Below are 22751 nucleotides of genomic sequence, written 5' to 3'. Positions count from 1 at the left end.
CACAGGCAACCCCGTCGCGCGCACCGGCGTCTTGACCTGCGACAGACCAGCCCCGGCCCCGCGCTCGGTCGCGACCGGGGCCGGTTTCCGACGCACTATACACCACATGTATACACACCGTGTATAGAAGGGTACGCATGTACGGCAAGGCATTCGCCCCGGAGTACCAGGGCGCCCTCACCTCCCTGTCCGTGAACTCCTCGCTCACCGACGTCCTGGCCGCCGGAAGAGAGCGGCTGGCGGCCGCCGAACGGGCCGGGCAGCGGATCGAGGCGGCCCGTTCCGGCCTCGCGGTCGCCGAGGCGCACCGGCGGCTCGGCCAGGTGGGCGAGGCGGACCGCGCCTGGAAGGCGAGTTACCGGGCCGCCAGGGAGGCCGGTGACACGGGCGCGATGGCCTGGGCGCTGTGGAGCGGCGGCACCCTGGCCCGGCAGCGCGGCGCCTTCGCGCTGGCGTGGCGGCTGCTCGGGTACGCGGCCGAACTCGGCGAACGCGGTGGGGACGTGGTGGTCCGCGGCTACTCGCTGGCCGGCCTCGCCGAGACCGGCCGCATCCAGGGAGACTACGAGGCCGTGGGCCGGCTGCACGAGCGGTTGCTGGCCGAGGCCCGCAGGCGCGGCGAGGCCCGGCACACGGTGTGGGCGCTGGAGGGCATCGCGCAGATGCACCGCAACACCGGCTCCTACGACACCGCGTACGCCCTGTTCGAGGAGGCCGCCGGCATAGCCGCGCGCGCCGACGACCGCCGGGGGCACGCCTGGGCGCTGCGTGGCCTCGCCGACCTGCGGTCCGTGCGCGACGGGGACGTGGCGGGGGCGCTCGCGCTGCTGTCGGAGGCGGAGGAGTCGTGCCGGGCGATGAACCTGGCCGGCGCGCTGGCCTACAACCACAAGATGCGGGGCAACGTGCTCTACCGCGCCGGCCGGTACACCGAGGCGCGGGACGTCTACCGGCAGGCGCTCGCGGAGTTCCGCGCCATCGGCGAGCCGCGCGGCGAGGCACTGTCCCGCCTCGGCCTCGCCAAGTCCCTCGCCCGGCTGGGCCGCGACCGCGCCGGGACCGCGGCCGAACTCGCCGACCTGGCGCGCACGATGGACCGCATCGGGCTCCGGCACGCGCGGGAGATGGTGACCCGGGCCCAGGAGGAGTTCGTGGGCGCGGACGCGGCGGCCGCCGCCGCGGTGCCCGCCGGGGCCGCCTCCCCCGCCGACACGACTCCGCCCGCCCGTTCCGCTGCCCCCGCCGGCACCGCCTTGCCCACCGGCACCGCTCCCGCCCTGGGATCCCCTGCCTCCGGCGAGGGCCCCGCCTCCTCCGTCTCCCCCGAGGTCGTGCGATGACCGCCGGCTCCCCCGTCGCGCCCGTGACGGTGGACTTGCCCGAAGTCCTGGACCGGTGCCGGGCGTTGGTGCGGCCCGCCATGGAGGTGGCTGTCGGCGGGCTGCATCCGTGGGTGGGTGAGATGGCCGGCTACGCGCTCGGCTGGTACGAGGTCGGCGGGGCCCCCGCGGCGGCCGCCCCCGGCGGCAAGGGCGTGCGGCAGGCGCTGGCGGTGCTGGGGGCCGAGGCGGCCGGGGCTCCGGGCCGGACCGGGGTGCCCGCGGCGGTCGCGGTCGAACTGGTGCACACCTTCTCGCTGCTGCACGACGACATCATGGACGGCGACGCCACCCGGCGCCGCCGACCGGCCGTGTGGAAGGCCTACGGCACCGGCCCGGCCGTCCTCGCCGGCGACGCCCTGTTCGCACTGGCCGTAGAGACGCTCGCCGCGGCCCCGCACGGTCCCGCGGCCCTGCGCCTGCTGTCGGCGGCACTGGCCGATCTGCTGCGCGGGCAGGCCGACGACCTGCAGTTCGCCACCCGTCCCTGGACGGGCCCGGACCGCGTGCGCCCGGAGGCGTACCGGACGATGGCGGAGCACAAGACGGGCGCGCTGCTGGGCTGCGCGGCCGCGCTGGGCGCCCTGCTCGGCGGGGCGCCGCGGGCGACGGTGGACGCGCTGGACCGGGCCGGCCGGCACCTCGGGACCGCCTTCCAGGTGGTCGACGACATGCTGGGCCTGTGGGGCGATCCCGCCGTCACGGGCAAGCCGGTCCACGCCGATCTGCGCGAGCGCAAGAAGACGTATCCGGTGCTGGCCGCGCTCGACGCCCCGCATCCGGCCGCCCGGCGGCTGGCCGAGCTGCTGGAGTCGGACGGGGATCCCGCCGGGGCGGCCGCGCTGGCCGAGGCGGCCGGCGGCCGGGAGGCGGCCCTGGAGGAGGCCCGCCGGCAGGTCGCCGCGGCCCGGACGGCGCTGGCCGCCGTGCCCCTGCGGGCCGCGCCCGCCGCCGAACTGGACGCGCTGCCCGCCTTCCTGCTCGGCCGCGCCCTCTGAACGTGTTGACCCGCGCCACGTCCCCGGGTCAGGGTCGGGGGCGGCGCGGATCACCGCCCCCGCACCGGAAAGGTGAACTGCCTTGATCGGCATCTCGGAGATCGAAAGCGCGGCCGAGCGGATCGCCGCACACGTGGTCCGCACCCCGACCGTGCCGAGCCCCGGCCTGTCCACGCTGCTCGGTGTCCCGGTGACGGTGAAACTGGAACTGCTCCAGCGCACCGGCTCGTTCAAGGCGCGCGGCGCGACGGCGAAGCTGCTGTCGCTCGGCGACGCGGAGCGGGACGCGGGTGTGGCGGCGGTCAGCGGCGGCAACCACGGCATCGCGGTGGCGGTCATGGCGGCCGCGCTCCAGGTGAAGGCCACGGTCGTCATGCCGCGGTCGGCGCCGGCCCGGTCCATCGGGACCGCGGAGGCGGCCGGCGCCGAGGTGCGGCTGACCGACGACATGGACGGCGCGTTCGCGCTGGTGCCGCGGCTGCGGGACGAGGGCCTCACCCTGGTCCATCCGTTCGACGATCCGGTCGTGGTCGCCGGACAGGGCACCGTGGGACTGGAGCTGGGGCAGGACGCCGGCGACCTCACCGACGTCCTCGTCAGCATCGGTGGCGGCGGCCTGATCTCGGGTGTGGCGGCGGCGCTGCGCGCGCTCCGCCCCGGGGTCCGGATCTGGGGGGTGGAGACCGAGGGCGCCGAGGCGATGTCCGGGGCGCTGCGGGCCGGGGGCCCGCGGCCGGTGGCGCTCTCCTCGCTCGTGACCACGCTCAGCGCCCCGGCGGTGTCGCACCTGACGTACGACCATGTGCGCGCCCTCGTCACCGAGGTGCTCGTGGTTCCGGACCGGGAGGCCGTGCGGGGCTGCCTCGCACTCGCCGAGCACGCCAAGGTGTGGACCGAGCCGGCAGCGGGCTGTCTGCTGCCCGCCGCCCGGCTGGTGCGGGAGCGGGTGGGGCCGGACGCCCGGCTCGGGCTGGTGGTGTGCGGGGGCAACGCGACCCCGGCGGACATCCTGTCCTGGGCCGAGCACTTCGGACTGCGCTGAGCCGCCGTCGCACATGCGGCGTACCGGTGCCGCGGGGGTCGAATTCGGCCGACGATCGAGTTTACCGGTGGTTACCACAGGTGGGCCGGGCCTTATTCGACCGCCGGATTCTCGCGCGGAAATCACGCGGGCGCCCCGCTCGGGCGGAAACGGAAACTACTCCGGCCTCTTCCGGCCGGGTCCGTCGGCCGTCCGAGCAGCGCCCTCGTCCCGCGGTGGCCGGGTCCGGCCTCCCGCGCCCGGCGACGCACGGATTTCGTCGCACACACGGCCGGAACTTCTGAGTAAAAGGCGGGAACTGCCGACTCTTCGCCGATCCTTTGAACGCACCCCGCCGTGGCCGTCGTACCACTGGGAAAGGTGAGAGCCACGGGGTTTCAGCGAGGGATGACCATGGTCGAGGCGCACGTCTCCGGACACGATCTGGTGGCCGGACGGTACCGGCTCCTGGAGGTCGTCCACCGCGAGACGAACCAGGTCTGCTGGTACGGCGAGGACGTCGAGGCGGAGCGCCCCCGCCTGCTGACCCAGACCGGCCTCCCCGCCGGCACCGAGGAGGAGAGCGCCCGCCGGGTCACCGCCCGTGTCACACGCACCGCCGAGACCATGGGGCTGCTGCGGCCGGGCCGGGTCGCCACGGTCGTCGACGCCGTCACGGAGGCCGGCACCCTGTGGACGGTCACCGAGTGGATCGACGGCACGCCCCTGGGCGAACTGCTCGCGGCGGACGGCGCGTTCAACTACGTACGGACGTCCCGGATCGGGCTGGAACTGCTCGACGTGCTGGAGGCCGCGCACGCCGAGGGCATCACGCACGGCGAACTCGGCCCCGGCCAGGTGTTCGTGCGAGAGCGGGGCGGCGTCGTGGTCACCGGGTTCGGCCTCGCGGGCGCCACGCTCGCGCCCCGGGTCACCGCCCCCTCGTACGCCTCGCCGGAGCAGGCCCGCGACGAGCGGATCGGGCCGGCCGCCGATCTGTGGGCGCTGGGCGCGCTGCTCTACACGATGGTCGAAGGGCGCCCGCCGTACCGGGACCGGGGCCGGCCCGAGGTGACGCTGAAGAGCGTGGACCGGCTGCCGCTGCGCGCCCCGGTGCGGGCCGGCCCGCTCACCCAGGTCGTGCAGGGGCTGCTGCGGAAGGACTCACGGGAGCGGCTGACCCGCCCCGTGGTCCGCGCGGCGCTCACCCGCCTGCTCCACGAGGATCCCGCGACGCTCGCGGCGGACGGGGTCCGGCCCCGGCTGCGCGGCGCTTGCGCCGCGGCCCGGGACGCGGGGCGCGTCTGGAGCCGGCGGACCATGGCCGTGGGCACCACGCTCGCGGTGGTGACCGTGGCCGTCGCGGTCCTGGCAGCGACCCACCAGCTCCCCGGCACCGGCACCACCGGATCCGGCACCGGCACCACCGGATCCGGTGCCGGCGCCCGCGCCGCCGACCGCTCCGCCCCGCCCCCAGCCCTCCCCGGCACCGATCGACCGGCCGCCCCGCCGACGGCCTCCGCTCCGACGACGGTGCCGCCCTCCGCGACGGCACCGGGTCCGCCGTCGGGCTTCCGCGTCTACGACGCCCCCGAGGGCTTCTCCGTCGCCCTGCCCACGGGCTGGAAGCGGCTGCGCACCACCCGCGCCTCCGACCTCGCCTACCGCGTCGTCTTCGGCGCGCCCGGGGACGGGGCGACGCAGGGGGAGGGGCGCACGCTGGCGGTGACGTACAGCGAGCGGGTCGGACCGGACCCGGTCGCCGTGTGGCGCGACGACGTCGAGCCCGGTCTGGAGCGGACCTCCGGGTACCGCCGGATCGGCTCGATCCGCGCCACCACGTACCAGGGGTACCGGGCCGCCGACATGGAGTGGCTGTCCGGAACGGGCGCGGACCGGGTGCGCACCTTCGGGCGCGGTTTCCTCCTCGGCGGCCACCGGGGCTTCTCGCTGCGCTGGACCACACCCGCCGAGGACTTCGCGACGACGTCCGCCCGGCAGGCGCTCGCCGTGTTCCTGCGGACCTTCCGGCCCTCCCCGGACTGATCCGCCGTTTTCCGTCCGGGGAGCCGGGGACTCGCAGGACATGGTGCAAATCGGATACACGATGATGACCGAGCAGGCCGGGCCCCGTGAGCTGGTCGACCATGTGGTGCGGGCGGAGGAGGCCGGGTTCGACTTCTCGGTGACCTCGGACCACTACTTCCCGTGGCTGCGCTCGCAGGGGCACTCGCCCTACGCGTGGAGCGTCCTCGGCGCCGCCGCCCAGGCGACCTCGCGCATCCCGCTGATGACCTACGTGACCTGCCCGACCTTCCGCTACCACCCGGCGGTCGTGGCGCAGAAGGCGGCGACGATGCAGCTGCTGTCGCAGGGCCGGTTCCGGCTCGGCCTCGGCTCGGGCGAGAACCTCAACGAGCACGTGGTGGGCGGCGGCTGGCCGGGGGTGGACGTGCGCCACGAGATGCTGGAGGAGGCCGTGGGCATCATCCGCGACCTGTTCGAGGGGGGTCATGTCACCCGTCACGGCACGCACTTCGACGTGGACTCGGCACGGCTGTGGGACCTGCCGGAGGAGCCGCCGCCGCTCGGCATCGCCGTCTCCGGCGAGCAGTCCTGCCGCCTGGCCGGCCGGCTCGCGGACCTGGTCATCGCCACCGAGCCCAAGGCCGGTCTGCTGGAGTCCTTCGACCGGCACGGCGGGGCGGGCAAGCCGCGCGTGGGCCAGCTGCCGGTCTGTTACGACCCCGACCGGGACGCGGCCGTGCGGCGTGCCCACGACCAGTTCCGCTGGTTCGGCAGCGGCTGGAAGGTCAACTCCGAACTCCCCCATCCGGACGCGTTCGAGGCGGCCACCCGGTTCGTCACACCGGACGACGTCGCCGGGTCGATCCCGTGCGGCGACGATCCGGACGCCTTCGTCGAGGCCGTACGCCCCTACGCCGAGGCCGGGTTCACCGAGATCGCGCTCGTCCAGATCGGCGGCGAGTCCCAGGAGGCGTACCTGGACTGGTCGGCCAAGGCGCTGCTGCCCGCGCTGCGCGACGCGCTCGGCTGAGCCGGAAGGAAGAGAATCACCCGGACGCCGGAGCATCTCGCGCGGGAAAGGGGTACTAGACGGCTCTACGTCCCGCAGTCCCCGGAAGGCCCTCCACGTGAACAACCTCGTACACAAGACCCTCGTCGTGCAGTTGCAGGCCGGTGCCGCGGACCGCTTCCCGGTGCTGGCCCACTTCAGCTACGAGGCCGACGACCCGTTCGCGGTGACGGTCGTCTTCAGCCACGACGGCCGGGTGCTCGCCCGGTGGAAGCTGGACCGGGAGATGCTCGGCGAGGGGCTGTCGCGCCCGGTGGGCCTTGGGGACGTGCGCTTCCGCCCGGTGTCCAACGGCCCGTGGCAGGAGCTGTGCATGGAGTTCTACGGCAGCCCCCACCCCGACGGGGGCCGGCACCATGCCGCGGTGTTCGTGTGGGCGCCGGGCGTCGCCGCCTTCCTGCGGGAGACGCGCGAGATCGTGGCGCCGGGCGAGGAGCAGGTCCGCGTGGACGACTTCCTGGCCGAGGTCATTGCCGGGGGCTGAGCGCCCCGGGGCGGCGGTTCCGCCCCGGGGCCCGTCCCCGGCCAGGGGGACGGCCGGCGGCTCACCGTCCCCGGCTCAGCCCCCGCGGCTCACCGTGAGGTGTGGCGCCGGCGGGTCCACAGCGGCAGGGCGTACCAGCACAGCACATACCAGGCCACCACGGCCGCGACCAGCCAGGGCACCCAGCCGTCGTGGGTCGCGACCCGCAGGATCAGAAACAGCGAGCTGGTCATCGTCGCGAGCAGCAGCAGGAGGCCGACGAAGGTGAGCCGGGACGCCCAGCGCACGGCCTCCGGCTTGACCCTGCGTCCCGCGACCAGGCGGTGCAGGGAGACCGGGCCGATGAGGGCGCCGGTCGCGCACGCGCCGAGCACCACGGTGACGATGTAGACGACCTGGTTGGCGTGGCTCAGCGTCTCGTACTTCGGCTGGAACACCACGGTGAGCAGGAAACCGAACAGGATCTGCACCCCGGTCTGGGCGACCCGGACCTCCTGGATGAGCTCGCCCCACTTCCGGTCCGCCCTCTCCTCCTCCGTCTCGTCGCGCCCGCGCCGCTTCTCCGCGCCGTCCGTCACGTCGTCTCCCCTTTCCCGTGACCGTGTGTCGTCCTCACCCCAGATTCCCCAATGGGCGGGAATCCTGCCTGGTCGACCGCCGGTTTGGGTGATCGGCCGACGGTTACCCGGGCGGGACGGACCGGAAGTCGAGGCGAGGAGGTTCCGGCAGATGTCCGGCACACAGCTCACGGTGACGTTCAGCGGCGGCCAGGTCGCCGACGACCAGGCGGTCGTCGAGGCGCTGGAGAGGGACTTCGGGGCGCCGGACGAGCGCCCCACCGACGAGAACGCGACCGTGCGCACGGCGACCTTCTCCGGTGTCACCGCCGGGCAGGCCGCCGGGGGCACGGCGGGGCGGGCGCCCGGCGGCACGGGGGGCGGCGGCCACCTGTCGGCGCCCGTCACCGTGACCCTCCAGGGCACCCCGGGGGCCGTACGGCAGGCGAGCGACCTGCTCGCCCACGCCTTCACGGCCCATGACGAGGGCGCCGCAGCCGGCGACCAGGAACAGGAACGGCAGCTGCGCCTGGAGCCGTGACGGGAACGCCGTCCGCCGGGAAGGCCCGCCGGTCTACCAGCGGGTCTCGACCTGGTCCTTGACGCGCCGGTCGTAGAGGTCCCCGATCGCCGCGAGGGTCGCCTCGGACAGCGGGGGCAGCTTGGCGGCGGCCGCGTTGGCACGCGCCTGCTCCGGCGAGCGCGCGCCGGGGATCACGGTCGTGACGCCCGGCTGCTGGACGATCCAGCGCAGCGCGAGCTGGGCGGGGGTGTACCCCTCGGGGGCGAGTGAGGCGAACTCGGCCGCGGCCTCCACGCCGGTGGCGAAGTCGACACCGGAGAAGGTCTCGCCCTGGTCGAAGGCCTCTCCGTGCCGGTTGAAGGTGCGGTGGTCGTCGGCGGCGAAGACGGTGTCCTTGGTGTACCTGCCCGACAGCAGGCCCGACGCGAGCGGGACCCGGGCGATGACGCCGACGCCCGCCTCCCGCGCGGCCGGGAGCACCTCGCGCAGCGGCTTCATGCGGAACGGGTTCAGGATGATCTGCACGCTCGCCACGTTCGGCCGGGCGATCGCCGTGAGCGCCTCGGCACAGGTCTCCACGCTCACGCCGTACGCGGCGACGCGCTCCTCGTCCACCAGGGTGTCCAGGGCGTCGAACACGGCATCCGTGGAGTACACGGGGGTCGGCGGGCAGTGCAGCTGCACCAGGTCGATGCGGTCCACGCCGAGATTGCGCCGGGAGCGGTCGTTCCAGGCGCGGAAGTTGTCCAGGACGTAGTTCTCCGGGATCTGGTCGACGCGGCGGCCCATCTTGGTCGCGACCAGGACGTGCAGGTCCGGCCGGGAGCTGAGGAACGAGGCGATGGCCGACTCGCTGCGCCCGTCTCCGTAGACGTCTGCGGTGTCGAAGAAGGTCACGCCCGCCTCGGCCGCCGCCTCCAGCACGGCCTCCTTGTCCGCCACGTCGCCCCAGTCGGCGCCCAGTTGCCAGGTGCCCAGGCCGATCACCGACGCGTGCTGGCCCGACCTGCCGAATTCACGTTCTTCCATGCCGGGCAGTCTGTCACCCCCCGGGGCGTCCGGGGGTGAGGTGGATCTGCACCGTGGGCGCGTACCTCTCGACCAGGTCGTCGATCGCGCTGTGGCGCAGCCCCGGCCCACGCGCGATGCCGTACATCACGCCCAGGCCGAGCAGGGCGGCGACGCCGAGTTCGGCGCGCAGGCCCGCGTCGGGGCCGGTGAGGCGCTCGGCGAGGCGCTCGGTCACCTGGGTGCGGAAGTTGGCGCGCAGGACATCGCCGTGCGCGCCGTGCAGGGGCGCGAAGACGATCCGCAGGACGGGGTCGGCGCCCCGCTCGCGCTGGCTCTCCAGGACGTGGCGGACCATGTGCCGGCCCAGGACGTCGAGCGGTGCGTCCAGCAGCGCGGCGGAGTCGTCCTCGAAGGACATGACCCGGGCGAAGAGTGCGTCCTTGGAGCCGAAGTACTTCAGGACCAGGGGCGGGCTGACCCCGGCGCGTTCGGCCACGGCCTTGAGCGTGATGTGGCCGTGCGCCTGGCGGGCCAGGAAGTGGCGGGCCGCCTTGAGGATGGCCGCCTTGGTCGCCTCGGCGTCACGGCGGCCGGGGGCGGGTGGGGCCGCCGGGGTGCCGGGTGGGACGGTCATGGCGCTCACGCTCCCTCCAGGGCCTCGTCGCGGGCGTCCGGGGTGCGCCTGCGGGCCCGGCGGATTCCGCCGGGGGCGCGGTCGCCGGGGATGGACAGGGCGGCGGCGCAGGCGGCCAGGGCGACCGCGCCCGCCATCGCGAACGCCAGCAGATAGCCGTGCAGCGTGGCCACCTGGACACCGCCCACCGGGCTGCTGTGGTGCACGAGCACGGCGGCGACGGCGGCGCTGGAGGTGGCCTGGCCGATGGTGCGCATGAGCACGTTGACGCCGTTGGCGGAGGCGGTCTGCCCGGCGGGGACGGCGCGCAGGATCAGTGTGGGCAGCGCCGAGTAGGCGAGCGTGGTCCCGGTCGCCACCACGGTGGCGCCCAGAATGATCATCCACAGGTCGCGGCTGTCCGCGATGCGCACGGCGTAGCCGCAGGCGATGACCGCGGCTCCCAGAGCGAGGGTGATCCGCGGCCCGCGGGTGGCCGAGATACGGGCCGAGAGGGGCGAGAACAGCAGCATGGTGATGCCGCCGGGCAGCAGGCACAGGCCGGTGGCGACGATCGACAGCCCGAGCCCGTACCCGGTGGCCTTCGGCGCCTGCACCAGTTGCGCGGTCACCAGCGAGTTGGCGTAGAAGGCGAATCCGGTCAGCAGGGCGGCCACATGGGAGAGTCCGACGCGCGGCCGCGACACCAGCCGCAGGTCGACCAGCGGCCGTGCGGCGCGCAGCTGCTGCAGGCACCACAGGACCAGGACGGCGGCGGCGCCGAGGAACAGGCCCACGACCCGAGGGGTGCCCCAGCCCCACTGACCGCCCTGGGACACCCCGAGCAGCAGGCACACCAGGCCGGCGGCCAGCCCCAGCGCGCCGGGCACGTCGAACCGGCCCGGCTCCCGCACGGGCGACTCCCGCACCGCCCACCACACCGCCGTGACGCCCAGGGCGCCGAGGGCGCTGGTGAGCCAGAACATGGTGTGCCAGTCGGCGTACTGCACGACCAGCGCCGCGAGCGGCAGGCCGAGGGCCGCGCCGATGCCGACGGTGGAGCTCATCAGCGCGACCGCGGAGCCCCGCCGCTCGGGCGGCAGTTCGTCGCGCAGGATGCTGATGGACAGCGGGACGACGGCGGCCGCGGCGCCCTGCAGGGCGCGGGCCGCGATGAGCACCCGGATATCGGAGGACAGCGCGCACAGCACCGAGCCCGCGGTCATCAGGGCGAGGGCCGCGGTCAGCACCCGCCGCTTGCCGTACATGTCGCCGGCGCGGCCGAGCACCGGGGTCAGCACGGCGCCGGGCAGCAGGGTGGCGGTCACCGTCCAGGAGACCGCGCCCGGCGAGGCGCCGGTCAGCCGCGGCAGATCCGGCAGCAGCGGTACGACCACCGTCTGCATGACCGCCATGAGGATGCCGCCGAACGCCAGCACCGGGATGGTCAGCCGGTCCCGCGGCCGCGTGCCGCCGGGGTGCCCTCCGGCCGTGGCGGGTATCGGGGCGGGCTGCTGCATCGGCACTCCAGCGGGCGGCGGAAAAGGCTGGTGAATGGCAATTCACCTTACCGGGTGAATTGCCATTCACCTACCCGGCCCGGTGCCACTGCCTGCGCGCAGCCGTGGGTTCCGGGCGGTACTCGGCCCCAGCCACCGCTTCGGCCCGCGCGGCGGACGCGGGCGGCCTTCACGCACACACCCCCGGAGCGTCACCGGAAGTGGTGGATCGGTCTCGCGGGGCGGCAGGCTCCTCCTGGCGCGCTCACACCCCGCGAATCACGTCAGTTTCCGCGTGTGAGCGGCGCCACTGCGGGCGCGGCGCCCGGCGAAAGAACGCGCGGAACTCCCTGAGGAGGAAGAGAAATTCCTCCCGCAGGGCCCCTGCGGGCACCTCCGACAACAAGATCATCTTTGTTCAATTCCGCACTTGTTGTTGGCGATTGTCCGGATCGGAGCCAACCACTTCCCGGCGATTTCCGCCGCTCTCGGGCGGACCGGTAGTCATGCGGAGACCCCACCCGAACACACCCAGGAGGTCCCGTATGCCCGAACTCAGTCGTCGCCGCGCGCTCACCGTCACGGCCGGTCTCGCCGCGGCCGCCGGCGCCGCGGCGGTCAGCGCGTTCCCCGCGTCCGCCGCCGGCCGCCCGCGTCTCGCCGGGCACTCCGGCCACGGCGCGCACGACGCGTTCGGCGCGCACGACGGTCACCACGACGACTCCTTCGAGCCGTTCGACGAGGTCTACCAGGGCCGCCGCATACAGGGCCGGCCGGCGAGCGGGAGCGGCCACGGGGAGGGCCACCACCACGGCACGGGCTACGCCGTGTTCGTCGACGGGGCGGAACTGCACGTGATGCGGAACGCGGACGGCAGCTGGATCAGCGTGGTCTCCCACTACGACCCGGTCCCGAACCCGCGGGCCGCCGCCCGGGCCGCGGTCGACGAACTGCGGGGCGCGCGCCTCGTCCCGTTCCCCGCCAACTGACCACCCCGCACCGCACCCGGAGTACCGCGCACATGACCGTACGGAAGAACCAGGCCACCCTGACCGCCGACGAGAAGCGGCGCTTCGTCGCCGCCGTCCTGGAACTCAAGCGCAGCGGCCGCTACGACACCTTCGTCACCACGCACAACGCCTTCATCATGGGGGACACCGACAACGGCGAGCGGACGGGCCATCGTTCGCCGTCCTTCCTCCCCTGGCACCGCAGATTCCTGCTGGAGTTCGAGCGGGCACTGCAGTCGGTGGACGCCTCGGTCGCGCTGCCGTACTGGGACTGGAGCACCGACCGGACGGCCCGCGCCTCGCTGTGGGCGCCCGACTTCCTCGGCGGCACCGGGCGGAGCCTGGACGGGCGGGTGACGGACGGGCCGTTCGCCGCGTCCGCCGGGAACTGGTCCATCGGCGTACGCGTCGACAGCCGTACGTATCTGCGCCGTTCGCTCGGCACCGGTGTCCGTGAGCTGCCCACCCGGGCGGAGGTCGAGTCGGTGCTCGCGATGGCGACGTACGACACGGCGCCCTGGAACAGCGCCTCGGACGGCTTCCGCAACCACCTGGAGGGCTGGCGCGGCGTCAACCTGCACAACCGGGTGCACGTCTGGGTCGGCGGCCAGATGGCCACCGGGGTCTCCCCCAACGACCCGGTGTTCTGGCTGCACCACGCCTACGTCGACAAGCTGTGGGCCGAGTGGCGGCGCCGGCACCCGGACTCCGGCTACCTGCCGGCCGCCGGCACCCCGGACGTGGTGGACCTGCACGAGCCGATGCGGCCGTGGAACGACGTGACCCCGGCGGACCTTCTCGACCACACCGCGCACTACACGTTCGACACCGACTGATCCAGCCGGTTTGTCCCGCCCGCCGGACGGTACTCGATCCCGGCCCAACCGAAGCACACGAAGGAGGAACGGACCCGTGTCGCAGGTCGAGGAATCCATCGAGGTCGGCGTGCCCGTGCACACCGCGTACAACCAGTGGACGCAGTTCGAGAGCTTCCCCGAGTTCATGAGCGGGGTGGAGCGGATCGAACAGCGCACCGACACACTGACGCACTGGGTGACCAGCGTGAACGGGGTGCACCGGGAGTTCGACGCGGAGATCACCGAGCAGATCCCGGACGAGCGGGTCGCCTGGACGACCGTCGGCGGCGAGACGCGGCAGGCGGGTGTGGTCACCTTCCACCGGCTCGACGACGGTCACACCAAGGTCATGCTGCAGATGCAGTTCCAGCCCGAGGGCGTCGCCGAGACCCTCGGCGACAAGTTGGGGCTGGTCAAGCGGCAGGCCAAGGGCGACCTGGAGCGCTTCAAGACGTTCATCGAGAAGCGGGGCACGGAGAGCGGCGGGTGGCGCGGCGCGGTGATCTGACCCCCCACCCCGCCCGCGGCGTCCGCTATCCGGCGGCCGCCGCGCGGCACTCAGGGTGGCCCCAGCCCTGGTCGTTCTTGGCGATGGGCTCGCCGGCCGCGTAGGAGCGGCCGCACACGCAACGGCCGGGGAACTTCGCCTTGATCGTGCGGGCGGACGAGCCGCCGGCCGCACCCGCCGTCCTGGCCCCGCCGGAGCGGCGGCGCGTCCCCGCGGAGGCCGGGACGGCGGGTGCGGCCGGCGGCTCCGGCGAGCCGAGGTCGCTGCCCGCGGGCTGCTGCACGGTCGCCGCCTGGCTGGCGGCGCGGTCGGCGAAGTCGTTGAGCGGGTCGCCGTCGACCTGGTGGGCGGGGACGTAGCGGAAGTCGACCGAGCGGCCCTCGAGAAGTCCGTCGATCCGTACGACCAGTTCCTGGTTGGCGACCGGCTTGCCGGCGGCCGTCTTCCACCCGTTGCGCTTCCAGCCGGGCAGCCAGGTGGTGACGGCCTTCATCGCGTACTGCGAGTCCATCCGGACCTCGAGCGGTACGTCCGGGTCCGTCGCCGCCAGCAGCCGTTCCAACGCGGTGAGTTCGGCGACGTTGTTGGTGGCGGTGCCGAGCGGTCCGGCCTCCCAGCGGGCCGGGCTCTCGGCGTCGTCCGAGACCACCCACGCCCAGCCGGCCGGACCCGGATTTCCCTTCGAAGCCCCGTCGCACGCGGCCACCACACGTTCACCCATGGCCCCGATCATGCCACGGACGGCCGGGTCCGCCCGCCGCGCTTCAGGAGACGTCCGTGACCTGCGGCATCTCCCCCCGCCTCGTGGTGATGTCGATCACCGAGAAGTTCGCGCCCTGCGGGTCGCCGAGCGCCGCGAACCGGCCGAACGGACTGTCCGTCGGACCGAACCGCAGCAGCCCGCCGAGCCTGGTGGCCCTGGCCACGGCGTCGTCGCAGTCGGCGACGGTGAAGTAGACGTTGATGTACGGCGGAACCTCGGGCGGGAAGTCCTCCGTCATCCGCATCCGGCCGAGCACCGTCTCGCCGCCGACGTCGAACATGCGGAAGTCGACCGCCTCGTCCTCGATCCGCTTGGCCGTGTAACCGAAGACGGCGGTCAGGAAGGCGTCCGCCTTCTCCGGCTCGCGGGTGAAGACCTCGGCCCAGCAGTAGGCACCGGGCACCGCGGTCGCCTCGAAGCCCTCGTGGCGGCCCGCCTGCCACACTCCGAACACCGCGCCGCTGGGCTCCCGGGCCAGGCACATGGTCCCGAAGTCGCCGACCCGCATCGGCTCCAGCAGCACCTCGCCGCCGTTGCCGCGGATGCGGGCGGCGGTGGCGGCCGCGTCCTGCGACGCCAGGTACAGGCACCACTGGGAGTGGCCCTCCTGGCCGGGCATCGGCGGTACGACGGCGGCCACCGCCTTGCCGTCCGCGTAGGCCTGGGTGTAGTTGCCGTACTGGGACGACGCCTCGCCGAAGGTCCAGCCGAGGACCTCGCCGTAGAAGCGCTTGGCGCCCTCCACGTCGCCGAACATCGCGTCGGCCCAGCAGGGGGTCCCCTCGGGTCGTACCGCCATGGCCGCTGCCCCTCTCCCGTTCCGGTGGCTGGTCCGCACCTTCACGCTAGCCACCGCCCGGTCGGCCCGCGCGCCGAACGCACGCCCCTGTTCCACACTGGAGGCCGAGGCGGGGGCACTCGGACACGGACCGGTCGTGGACGGTCCGGCACGGTCGGAGACGGTCCGGCACCGGGCGGCGCGGGCCGGCCCCGGGCGGGACGCCGCGGACGCGGACCGCCACGGACCACCAGGGGCGAACACGGCGACGGCCAGGGCGGCGGGACGGGGTGCGGTATGACGGACGGCATGATGCGGGCGTGGACGACGACCCGACCGCGGCCGGTCGAGGAGGACCCCCTCCGGCTGGTCGAGCGGCCGCTGCCGGTGCCCGGCGACGACGAACTGCTCGTGCACGTGCGCGCGTGCGGGGTGTGCCGCACCGACCTGCACGTCACCGAGGGCGACCTGCCGGTGCGCCGGCCCGGCGTCACCCCGGGGCACGAGGTCGTCGGCGTGGTCGCGGGAACGGGTGAGGCGGTGTCCGGCTTCCGGCCCGGCGACCGGGTGGGCGTGGCCTGGCTGCGCCGCACCGACGGCACCTGCGCCTACTGCGTGCGCGGCGCGGAGAACCTGTGCCCGTCCTCGCGGTACACCGGCTGGGACGCCGACGGCGGCTACGCCGAGTACACGACCGTCCCGGCCGCGTTCGCCTACCGGCTCCCCGGCGGGATGGACGACGTGGCACTCGCGCCGCTGCTGTGCGCGGGCATCATCGGCTACCGCGCGCTGCGCCGGGCGTCCCTGCCGCCGGGCGGCCGGCTCGGCCTGTACGGCTTCGGGGGCAGCGCCCATCTGTGCGCCCAGGTGGCGCTCACCGAGGGGGCCACCGTGCACGTGCTGACCCGGGGCGCCGCCGCGCGGCGCCTCGCCCTCGAACTCGGCGCCGCCTCGGCCGGGGACGCGTACGCGCGGCCGCCGGAGCCCCTGGACAGCGCCATCCTGTTCGCCCCCGCGGGCGACCTGGTCCCCGTCGCACTCCGGGCCCTGGACCGCGGCGGGGTGCTGGCGGTGGCCGGGATCCATCTGAGCGACACCCCGCCGCTGCACTACGAGAGCGAGCTGTTCTACGAGAAGGAGCTGCGCAGCGTCACCTCGAACACGCGCGACGACGGGCGCGACTTCCTGGCGCTGGCCGCCCGGCACGGTGTACGCGCCACCACGCACCCCTATCCGCTCTCCCGGGCTCCGCAGGCGCTGAGGGACCTCAAGGCGGGGCGCTTCGACGGGGCCGCGGTCCTGGTGAACGACTTCTCCTGAGCCGGGGCGGCGGCCGGCGGGCGGCACACGGCGGTCAGCACAGACGGCGGTCGGCGGACGGCAGACAGCGCACGGCAGACACCGGACAGCGCCGGGCTTCCGTCGCCGGATCCCGTCACCCGGCCCCGTCACCGGGCTCGGCGCACCTCAGGTCCGGGACGCGGTGGCGCAGATAGTGGACGAAGCCGGGGCTGAAGTCGTCGCACACGAAGGCGCCGGACCGCAGATAGGGCCGGTGCCTGCGGACGAGGGCGTCGATCGCCCGCTGCCAGTCCGGCTGCTCGCCCACCAGCGCCCGCAGCGTCTGCGCCGTGTTCAGGGCGTGCGCCGCGAACCAGGCGTACCGCGCGTCGACCGTCCGCTCGTCGCCGGGCGAGGCCAGCTCGGGATGGGCCACGGCCAGGTCGAGGTGGTGCTGCAGGATGCCCAGTGCCGCGAGCTGGAGCTGGGCCCGCGCGGCGCTCAGTTGCGCCTGCGCGCTGCGTCGGTAGGTCCACACGGCCAGGATCACCGAGGCCACCGTCGCCGCGGCCAGGACGATGAACGCGATCTGCGTGACGACGACGGCCATCGGCGTCCCCTCCTGTGGAGCGGGCCTGCGGCGGCCCGCCCGGGGACGCCGGCGAGGTGCGGGCGGGCGGACGGGCCGAGCTGCTCGGCCGGACCGGGAGGCCGGACCGGGCGGACGGGCCGAGCTGCTCGGCCGGACCGGAAGGCCGGACCGGAAGGCCGGACCGGAAGGCCGGGCCGACCGTCCGCCGCTACCGGTCCACGGTCACGTCCGTCGCCTGGATCTTGCCCCTCCAGCGTAGGTGCGCGTGCGCGGCGCGGCGAGCCGAGGCCGGCGGTGCCCCTCCCCCCGGCCGGGGAGGGGCACCGCCGGTTTTCCTCCGCGAGGAAGCGTTGTCCGCGCGGGTTACGCAGTGTCAGTCGCAGGGGGTGGCGGAGCGCACGGCGTCGATGATGGCCGGTCCGGAGAGGCTCTCCCACATGATGGCCGTCACCTTGGAGCAGAACACGTAGGAATGGTTGCCCTCGATCTTGAGCGGGCCCGCGTACTGGGTGAAGAGGCCCTGGTCGACCTTGCACAGGCTGGCGTCGGTCCGGTTGGGGCACAGCTTGAGCTTCATCTTCATGCCGCCCGGCATGTTGTTCTCGAAGACGGCGCAGGCCCCGGAGAAGCCCTGGCTGTTGCTCTTGGTGTAGGTGAACAGGGTGCCGTAGCGGCGGGAGTCGGGAAGGCGCTCGGCGTTGTCGAGCTTGTAGCCGGAGCCGCACAGGGTGGCGGTCGCCCGGACGGCGGCAGTCCTGCGGGCGGCCAGGGCCTTCGTCCCGGCGGACGCGCCGGGGGCGAACTGCACGGTGGTGCCGGGCACGCGGGCCCCGTCGGCGGTGGGTGTGGCGGCGACGGCGGCCGGGCTCGCGAAGGCGGTGGCGGTCAGTGCGGCGCCGACGGCGAGGGTGCGTATGAGCGCACGGGACATGGTTGGTTCCCCCTTGCGGTGATACGAAATTCCGCGCAGGCATGTGCAGTTGCACAGCGGCGGACAAGTGGTCAGGGCAACGCTACCCCTCCGCACAACACGGCCCCGACCGATCAAGTGTGCTGTGTGTCACGTGTGTTGACGGTGTGAAGGGAGACACATGGCACGGTCCGTACAGGGCTGATAGGTTCCTGGTGACCACCACAACCGAACATCGGTTCTCAACGCGCGCTTTTCACGGGGGATCGCTGCGCTATGCCCGACAACGTCTTTCCCGCCGCCCCGGCACCCGCCGCACCCGCCACGCCTCGCGTGGCCGTGCCGCGCCGCGCCGCCGCCGGTGACCATTCCACCCGCAGGGCCCTTGCCGTCGTCTTTGCGGGCGGCTTCACGTTCGCACCGCGAGCGACGACGGCAACGCCCGTGCGCCGGCCACGACTCTGACCTTCCGCCGGTCTCGCGGACCGGGCCCCGCAGCACCCGCACGGGGACCCGCGCACCGCGGACCGGGTCCGCCGCGTCCGCGGACACCGGCAGGGGCGGCTCGGCCATCTCCTCCCCTCGCACCGGTTCCGCGTGCCGACACCCCGCTCCTGGCGGTGAGTTCCCTCATGCTCCGCTCCCGCCGCCGGCCCTCACCTCTCCACGCCGGCGGTGGCGTGCGGCCGCGTTCCCGGACACCGGGAACGCCCGACTCTCAGAAAAGAGACACCACTTGATACGCAACGCCGTGCTTCGGCGTGCGCGGATACCGGTGACGGCAGCCCTGACCATGGCTCTGTCCGCCGGTGTCGCCACGACCCAGGCATACGCTGCGGCCGCTCCGCGCTCGGCAGCCTCCGGATGGTCGGCGGCCACCGCCCGCGACCCGGGCGTCAAGCCCGGCGACCAGCCCTACGCCGTGCCCGCGGACCGGCGTTCCGCCGTCCTCGGCAGCACCTACCGGAAGTCGGCCGACCGTGCCTTCACCACCTCCGGCGACGGAGCGGGCTTCCACGTCCTGATCGCGGACGAGAAGGACGGATACGCCTGGAAGACCGCCGCGACGCTGTCGGAACCCGGCTTCGACACCGACGCGTGGATCGGCAACGCCTGCCTGACCGAGTCCGGCAGATACGCGGCCGTCGCCTACGCGCCGCGCACCTTCACCAACCGGCCCGAGCTGATGACGCGCGGGGCGTTCACCGCCGTCGTCGACCTGACCGACGGACACGTCACCAAGCTGCCGTTCCAGGCCACACTGGGCTACTTCTCCCCCGGCTGCGGCACGGGCGAGCGGGCCGTGTTCACCGCGCTGACCGACGACCGGTCGGCGCGGAACCAGACCCGCCTGGTCACGGTCGACGCCCGGACGGGCGAGGCCGGGAGCAAGCAGACGGTCACCGGGCAGGTCACCTCGGCGGTGCCCACCGGGCAGGGCATCGTCGCCGCCGCCGGGAACCACATCGTGACCGTCAAGGGCGGCAGGGTCCGCGCGGTCGCGACGACGAACTCGTGGCCGTTCCAGCTCAAGGCCGACGCCGGCGGCGGCGTCACGTTCATCGACGCGTCCCCCCGGACGCCGAAGGGGAACGGCGCCGTGCGCGGCGGGAACTCGGCCACGGTCTCCCGCGTCAGTGCCGCCCAGATCAGGAAGGCCGACGGCAGGAGCAGGCCGGCCGGGCTGGCCCGGGGGCGGCTCAGCGAGTTCGACCTCACCGCCACCCCCTCGGGCCAGGTCTACGTGACCGGCCGGGCGGCCTCCGCCTCCCCCGCGGCCGCCGGTCTGCTGCGCAATCCCGGCGGGATCGACAAGGACGCCCGGGTCTCCAGCCGGGGCCAGGCCGTCGTCACCTCCCGCTGGGCGGACGGCAGGGCCTCCCGGATCCGTCCGGAGGAGGCCCTGGACGCCCGCACGGTCCGTACGACACTGAGGACGCTGGACACCCGCAGGACGGTCGTCCTGGACGCCCCGCCGGAGTGGGACCACGTCGGCGGGCAGAAGGAGATCGTCCAGGGGACGCAGACGAGTCCGGTCCTGCTCGCCCGGGGCGCCCGGGGCGCCCGGAGCGGGGGCCGGTCCGGGGCGGCGGCGAACGACACGGTGGAGGCCGACCGCTCCTGCGCGGTCCCGCGCAACGATCCCAAGAAGCAGGCGTTCCAGCCCACCCCGCGGCAGATCGAGTGGGCCGTCGACCAGACCATCGTCGGGAAGCTCGACAAGGGAGCCACGCGGCCGGCGAACTGGAAGAACACGGGGATGGCCGCCTACGCGCCGCAGAAACTGTTCCCGCTGACGCCGCTGGCGGGCGGCTCCGGCGCCGACTGGCACGTGCCCGCGCAGGTGATGCTCGGCATCACCGCGCAGGAGTCGAACATGTGGCAGGCCGCCAAGATCGCGGTGCCGGGTGTGACGGCGAACTCGCTGATCGGCAACTTCTACGGCGTCAAGTACGCCGCCAGCGGCCAGCAGCAGGACCCCTGGGCGGTCAACTTCGCCAAGGCGGACTGCGGTTACGGCGTCACCCAGGTCACCGACGGCATGCGGATGCCCGGCAAGGAGAAGGACGGCGAGAAGCCCAAGACGACGGTGCAGCAGGAGGCCGTCGCCCTGGACTACGCCGCGAACATCGCGGCCGGTGTCAACATCCTCATCGGGAAGTGGAACGACACCCGCAAGGACGGCCTGACCGTCAACGACGGCAGTCCCAAGTACATCGAGAACTGGTTCTACGCCCTGTGGGCGTACAACGCCGGGTACTACCCCAAGTCGAAGCCGGTCAGCGGCAAGTGGGGCGTGGGCTGGACGAACAACCCGGCCAATCCGCTGTGGAAGGAGAACCGCACCCCGTTCCTGGAGAACTCCGAGGGCAAGGACGACTACAGCCACGCCGCACACCCGCAGGACTGGCCGTACGAGGAGAAGGTGATCGGCTGGGCCGCACGCCCGATCTCCGCCATGTTCAAGCCGGGCGACATGCAGGCGGGTTACCGGCCGGCCTGGTGGAGCAGTCCCGACGCCCGCACCTCGGCCAAGCCGCCGATCTTCACCTTCTGCGGCCCGCAGAACGACTGCGTGCCGTCGAAGATCGGTGAGGGCGCCTCCAACGACGACGGCAAGGGCCCGTGCGCACTGCCCGGCGACCCGCACAGCGACAACCCGCTGTATCTGAAGTGCTGGTGGAACCAGCCGGTCAGCTGGAAGAACTGCACCACAGAGGCCCGGTGCGGCAACCCCATCCACCGGTTCGACGACACCTATCCCGAGCAGCCCGACGAGAACTCCTACCCGCCGCGCTGCCACACCGGGCTCCCGTCCGGGTCCCTGGTGGTGGACGACCTGCCCAACGGCACCGTTCCGGCGGGAACCTCGGGACGTACCTGCACCGTGAGTTCGAAGGGGTCCTTCCAGTTCACCTTCGCCGGTGAGGGCGAGAAGTACCCGTCCAAGATCGACCTGCACCAGATCGGCGCGGGCAACGACAACCACTTCTGGCTCGGCCACACCCGCTGGCTCGCGACCGCGGACGGCAAGCGGCTGCAGATCTCCGGCAAGTGGACGCTGAACGGCTCCCAGCGCGGCTGGATGCGCGTCTTCGTGCACATGCCGGACCACGGTGCCCACACCCGGCAGGCGGCCTACAAGATCGGCGGCACCGAGTTCCCCACCCCGCCGGTCCGGGTGCAGCCGCAGCGGATCCGCCAGAACAAGTGGGTGGACCTGGGCGTCTTCGACTTCACCGGCACGCCGACGGTGACGCTCGACACCGACACCGACGACGGCACCGGTGACGAGGACATCGCCTGGGACTCGGTGGGCTTCCAGCCGCTGCCGGGCAAGCCGAAGGACTTCGTCGTCGCCATGGGCGACTCCTACTCCTCCGGCGAGGGCGCCTCCGAGGGGAACCGGGACTACTACCCGGAGACCAACTACCTCGACGAGCAGAACCGCCGGACCCGCGACGCCTGCCACCGCTCCACCCAGGCGTGGTCGCGCCAGGCGACGATCCCGGGCCGGGCGAAGTCCATCGGCGCCCTGGCCGACGACTACGGCTCCGCCATGGACTACCACCTGATCGCCTGCTCGGGCGCGCGCACCTACAACGTCGTGCACGCCGGTGAGGTGCAGTCCAACGGCGGTGAGAAGCCGCAGATCGACAAGGGCTACCTGGACAAGAACACCACGCTGGTCACCCTGTCCATCGGCGGCAACGACGCCCGTTTCGCCGACGTCATCCAGAAGTGCCTGGTGGCCGTCAACGGCGGCAACTGCAAGGACAGGACGTTCGGGGAGGACGACGTCGACCAGTCCGTCGGCGGCCGGGACCGCAAGTTCATCGGGCAGCCGCTGGAGAAGGCCGCGGTCGGCATCGTCGACGAGATCGTCCGGCCGGACATCGTCAAGGTCCTGACGGAGATCCACGACCGGGCCCCGAACGCGAAGATCGCGCTCATGGGCTACCCGCCGCTGATCGAGAACCGGGGCGAGTGCCTGAGCATCACGGTCCCCGGTGTCGGCCAGATCGGTCTGTCCGCATCCTCCTCGGACTGGCTCAACAGCGTCGCCGACACGCTGGCGGGCGCGATGCAGCAGGCCGCGGACGACGCCAGGGCCAAGGGGATCCAGGTCTGGTTCTCCAACCCGAAGCAGAACTTCGCCGGCAAGGCCGTCTGCGGCGACCCGGAGTCCGTCCACGGCATCGTCAAGACGCTCGTGGACTCCGACGAACCGAAGACCGACTACCCGTTCCTGCGGGATTACGGCCTGTCGGCCCAGTCGTTCCACCCGAAGATCGGCGGCGCCCGCCTCTACGCCGACTCCCTGGAGCGCACGTTCAACGGCATGGGGCTGTGACCTCTGCCACCCACC

General features: G+C 73.5%; 20 protein-coding genes. 12 read left to right on the top strand and 8 right to left on the bottom strand.

The window, feature by feature from the left end; genetic code table 11:
- The first annotated feature begins 137 nt into the window (after positions 1-137).
- From ACF1A5_RS28550 to ACF1A5_RS28525, 6 genes are all read left to right on the top strand, one after another.
- Positions 138-1340 carry a tetratricopeptide repeat protein gene (locus tag ACF1A5_RS28550; RefSeq protein ID WP_392195749.1) on the top strand — a complete coding sequence of 401 codons (1203 nt, stop codon included), beginning with the start codon at positions 138-140 and terminating at the stop codon, positions 1338-1340.
- Positions 1337-2377: a polyprenyl synthetase family protein gene (locus ACF1A5_RS28545; protein ID WP_392195748.1), complete on the top strand. Its 1041-nt coding sequence runs from the start codon at positions 1337-1339 to the stop codon at positions 2375-2377. The genes ACF1A5_RS28550 and ACF1A5_RS28545 overlap by 4 nt, the downstream gene beginning before the upstream one ends.
- A gap of 82 nt (positions 2378-2459) precedes the next feature.
- A complete protein-coding gene (locus ACF1A5_RS28540; protein WP_392195747.1) occupies positions 2460-3419 on the top strand; it encodes a threonine/serine dehydratase in 960 nt (319 codons plus the stop codon).
- 387 nt (positions 3420-3806) lie between these two features.
- On the top strand, positions 3807-5444 hold the full coding sequence (locus tag ACF1A5_RS28535) for a serine/threonine protein kinase (RefSeq protein WP_392195746.1): 1638 nt from the start codon (positions 3807-3809) through the stop codon (positions 5442-5444).
- 40 nt (positions 5445-5484) lie between these two features.
- A complete protein-coding gene (locus ACF1A5_RS28530) occupies positions 5485-6456 on the top strand; it encodes an LLM class F420-dependent oxidoreductase (protein WP_392195745.1) in 972 nt (323 codons plus the stop codon).
- A gap of 97 nt (positions 6457-6553) precedes the next feature.
- The gene (locus ACF1A5_RS28525; protein WP_392195744.1) at positions 6554-6979 is read left to right on the top strand and encodes an SsgA family sporulation/cell division regulator; all 426 of its coding nucleotides are present in this window, start codon (positions 6554-6556) and stop codon (positions 6977-6979) included.
- Between the two features lie 89 nt (positions 6980-7068).
- Here the strand turns inward: ACF1A5_RS28525 and ACF1A5_RS28520 are convergent, their stop codons facing one another.
- The gene (locus ACF1A5_RS28520; protein WP_392195743.1) at positions 7069-7557 is read right to left on the bottom strand and encodes a DUF6328 family protein; all 489 of its coding nucleotides are present in this window, start codon (positions 7555-7557) and stop codon (positions 7069-7071) included.
- Between the two features lie 151 nt (positions 7558-7708).
- Between ACF1A5_RS28520 and ACF1A5_RS28515 the strand changes: the two genes are divergently transcribed.
- Positions 7709-8077 carry a hypothetical protein gene (locus ACF1A5_RS28515; protein ID WP_392195742.1) on the top strand — a complete coding sequence of 123 codons (369 nt, stop codon included), beginning with the start codon at positions 7709-7711 and terminating at the stop codon, positions 8075-8077.
- 33 nt (positions 8078-8110) lie between these two features.
- Here the strand turns inward: ACF1A5_RS28515 and ACF1A5_RS28510 are convergent, their stop codons facing one another.
- Genes ACF1A5_RS28510 through ACF1A5_RS28500 form a run of 3 tightly spaced genes read right to left on the bottom strand, consistent with a single transcriptional unit; the run spans position 8111 to position 11203 of the window.
- Entirely contained in the window at positions 8111-9088 is a 978-nt protein-coding gene (locus tag ACF1A5_RS28510) for an aldo/keto reductase (protein ID WP_392195741.1), read from the bottom strand.
- A gap of 13 nt (positions 9089-9101) precedes the next feature.
- Positions 9102-9704 carry a TetR family transcriptional regulator gene (locus ACF1A5_RS28505; RefSeq protein WP_392195740.1) on the bottom strand — a complete coding sequence of 201 codons (603 nt, stop codon included), beginning with the start codon at positions 9702-9704 and terminating at the stop codon, positions 9102-9104.
- Between the two features lie 5 nt (positions 9705-9709).
- Positions 9710-11203, bottom strand: coding sequence for an MDR family MFS transporter (locus ACF1A5_RS28500; RefSeq protein ID WP_392195739.1), 1494 nt, complete (start codon positions 11201-11203; stop codon positions 9710-9712).
- Between the two features lie 524 nt (positions 11204-11727).
- On the opposite strand from ACF1A5_RS28500, the gene ACF1A5_RS28495 reads away from it, so the two are divergent.
- From ACF1A5_RS28495 to ACF1A5_RS28485, 3 genes are all read left to right on the top strand, one after another.
- Entirely contained in the window at positions 11728-12171 is a 444-nt protein-coding gene (locus ACF1A5_RS28495; protein ID WP_392195738.1) for a tyrosinase cofactor, read from the top strand.
- A gap of 32 nt (positions 12172-12203) precedes the next feature.
- Positions 12204-13028, top strand: coding sequence for a tyrosinase family protein (locus ACF1A5_RS28490; protein ID WP_392195737.1), 825 nt, complete (start codon positions 12204-12206; stop codon positions 13026-13028).
- A 76-nt stretch (positions 13029-13104) separates the two neighbouring features.
- Positions 13105-13557: an SRPBCC family protein gene (locus tag ACF1A5_RS28485; protein WP_392195736.1), complete on the top strand. Its 453-nt coding sequence runs from the start codon at positions 13105-13107 to the stop codon at positions 13555-13557.
- 25 nt (positions 13558-13582) lie between these two features.
- Here the strand turns inward: ACF1A5_RS28485 and ACF1A5_RS28480 are convergent, their stop codons facing one another.
- Together ACF1A5_RS28480 and ACF1A5_RS28475 are read right to left on the bottom strand one after the other, a co-directional pair.
- Positions 13583-14290: a ribonuclease H gene (locus tag ACF1A5_RS28480; protein ID WP_392195735.1), complete on the bottom strand. Its 708-nt coding sequence runs from the start codon at positions 14288-14290 to the stop codon at positions 13583-13585.
- A gap of 31 nt (positions 14291-14321) precedes the next feature.
- A complete protein-coding gene (locus ACF1A5_RS28475; RefSeq protein ID WP_392195734.1) occupies positions 14322-15119 on the bottom strand; it encodes a VOC family protein in 798 nt (265 codons plus the stop codon).
- Positions 15120-15410: 291 nt separating this feature from the next.
- On the opposite strand from ACF1A5_RS28475, the gene ACF1A5_RS28470 reads away from it, so the two are divergent.
- Positions 15411-16418 carry a zinc-binding alcohol dehydrogenase family protein gene (locus ACF1A5_RS28470; RefSeq protein WP_392195791.1) on the top strand — a complete coding sequence of 336 codons (1008 nt, stop codon included), beginning with the start codon at positions 15411-15413 and terminating at the stop codon, positions 16416-16418.
- Positions 16419-16533: 115 nt separating this feature from the next.
- Here ACF1A5_RS28470 and ACF1A5_RS28465 read toward each other — a convergent pair whose 3' ends face one another.
- Together ACF1A5_RS28465 and ACF1A5_RS28460 are read right to left on the bottom strand one after the other, a co-directional pair.
- Positions 16534-16989 carry a hypothetical protein gene (locus tag ACF1A5_RS28465; protein ID WP_392195733.1) on the bottom strand — a complete coding sequence of 152 codons (456 nt, stop codon included), beginning with the start codon at positions 16987-16989 and terminating at the stop codon, positions 16534-16536.
- Between the two features lie 355 nt (positions 16990-17344).
- Positions 17345-17902 carry a hypothetical protein gene (locus ACF1A5_RS28460; RefSeq protein WP_392195732.1) on the bottom strand — a complete coding sequence of 186 codons (558 nt, stop codon included), beginning with the start codon at positions 17900-17902 and terminating at the stop codon, positions 17345-17347.
- A 754-nt stretch (positions 17903-18656) separates the two neighbouring features.
- Between ACF1A5_RS28460 and ACF1A5_RS28455 the strand changes: the two genes are divergently transcribed.
- Positions 18657-22736, top strand: coding sequence for an SGNH/GDSL hydrolase family protein (locus ACF1A5_RS28455; protein ID WP_392195731.1), 4080 nt, complete (start codon positions 18657-18659; stop codon positions 22734-22736).
- Positions 22737-22751: the final 15 nt, after the last annotated feature.

Origin of the sequence: Streptomyces sp. NPDC014864 (assembly GCF_043081525.1) — a bacterium.
In the GTDB taxonomy this organism is placed as follows: Bacteria; Actinomycetota; Actinomycetes; order Streptomycetales; family Streptomycetaceae; genus Streptomyces.
Note: the sequence above shows the minus strand (reverse complement) of the source record. Positions and strands in the feature narration are given on the sequence as shown.

Coding starts and splice junctions, on each gene's coding strand:
- ACF1A5_RS28495 (WP_392195738.1), top strand. CDS start 11,728: ATGCCCGAACTCAGTCGTCGCCGCGCGCTCACCGTCACGGCCGGTCTC.
- ACF1A5_RS28545 (WP_392195748.1), top strand. CDS start 1,337: ATGACCGCCGGCTCCCCCGTCGCGCCCGTGACGGTGGACTTGCCCGAA.
- ACF1A5_RS28465 (WP_392195733.1), bottom strand. CDS start 16,989: ATGGCCGTCGTCGTCACGCAGATCGCGTTCATCGTCCTGGCCGCGGCG.
- ACF1A5_RS28510 (WP_392195741.1), bottom strand. CDS start 9,088: ATGGAAGAACGTGAATTCGGCAGGTCGGGCCAGCACGCGTCGGTGATC.
- ACF1A5_RS28535 (WP_392195746.1), top strand. CDS start 3,807: ATGACCATGGTCGAGGCGCACGTCTCCGGACACGATCTGGTGGCCGGA.
- ACF1A5_RS28505 (WP_392195740.1), bottom strand. CDS start 9,704: ATGACCGTCCCACCCGGCACCCCGGCGGCCCCACCCGCCCCCGGCCGC.
- ACF1A5_RS28515 (WP_392195742.1), top strand. CDS start 7,709: ATGTCCGGCACACAGCTCACGGTGACGTTCAGCGGCGGCCAGGTCGCC.
- ACF1A5_RS28550 (WP_392195749.1), top strand. CDS start 138: ATGTACGGCAAGGCATTCGCCCCGGAGTACCAGGGCGCCCTCACCTCC.
- ACF1A5_RS28500 (WP_392195739.1), bottom strand. CDS start 11,203: ATGCAGCAGCCCGCCCCGATACCCGCCACGGCCGGAGGGCACCCCGGC.
- ACF1A5_RS28475 (WP_392195734.1), bottom strand. CDS start 15,119: ATGGCGGTACGACCCGAGGGGACCCCCTGCTGGGCCGACGCGATGTTC.
- ACF1A5_RS28530 (WP_392195745.1), top strand. CDS start 5,485: ATGGTGCAAATCGGATACACGATGATGACCGAGCAGGCCGGGCCCCGT.
- ACF1A5_RS28470 (WP_392195791.1), top strand. CDS start 15,411: ATGCGGGCGTGGACGACGACCCGACCGCGGCCGGTCGAGGAGGACCCC.
- ACF1A5_RS28480 (WP_392195735.1), bottom strand. CDS start 14,290: ATGATCGGGGCCATGGGTGAACGTGTGGTGGCCGCGTGCGACGGGGCT.
- ACF1A5_RS28490 (WP_392195737.1), top strand. CDS start 12,204: ATGACCGTACGGAAGAACCAGGCCACCCTGACCGCCGACGAGAAGCGG.
- ACF1A5_RS28460 (WP_392195732.1), bottom strand. CDS start 17,902: ATGTCCCGTGCGCTCATACGCACCCTCGCCGTCGGCGCCGCACTGACC.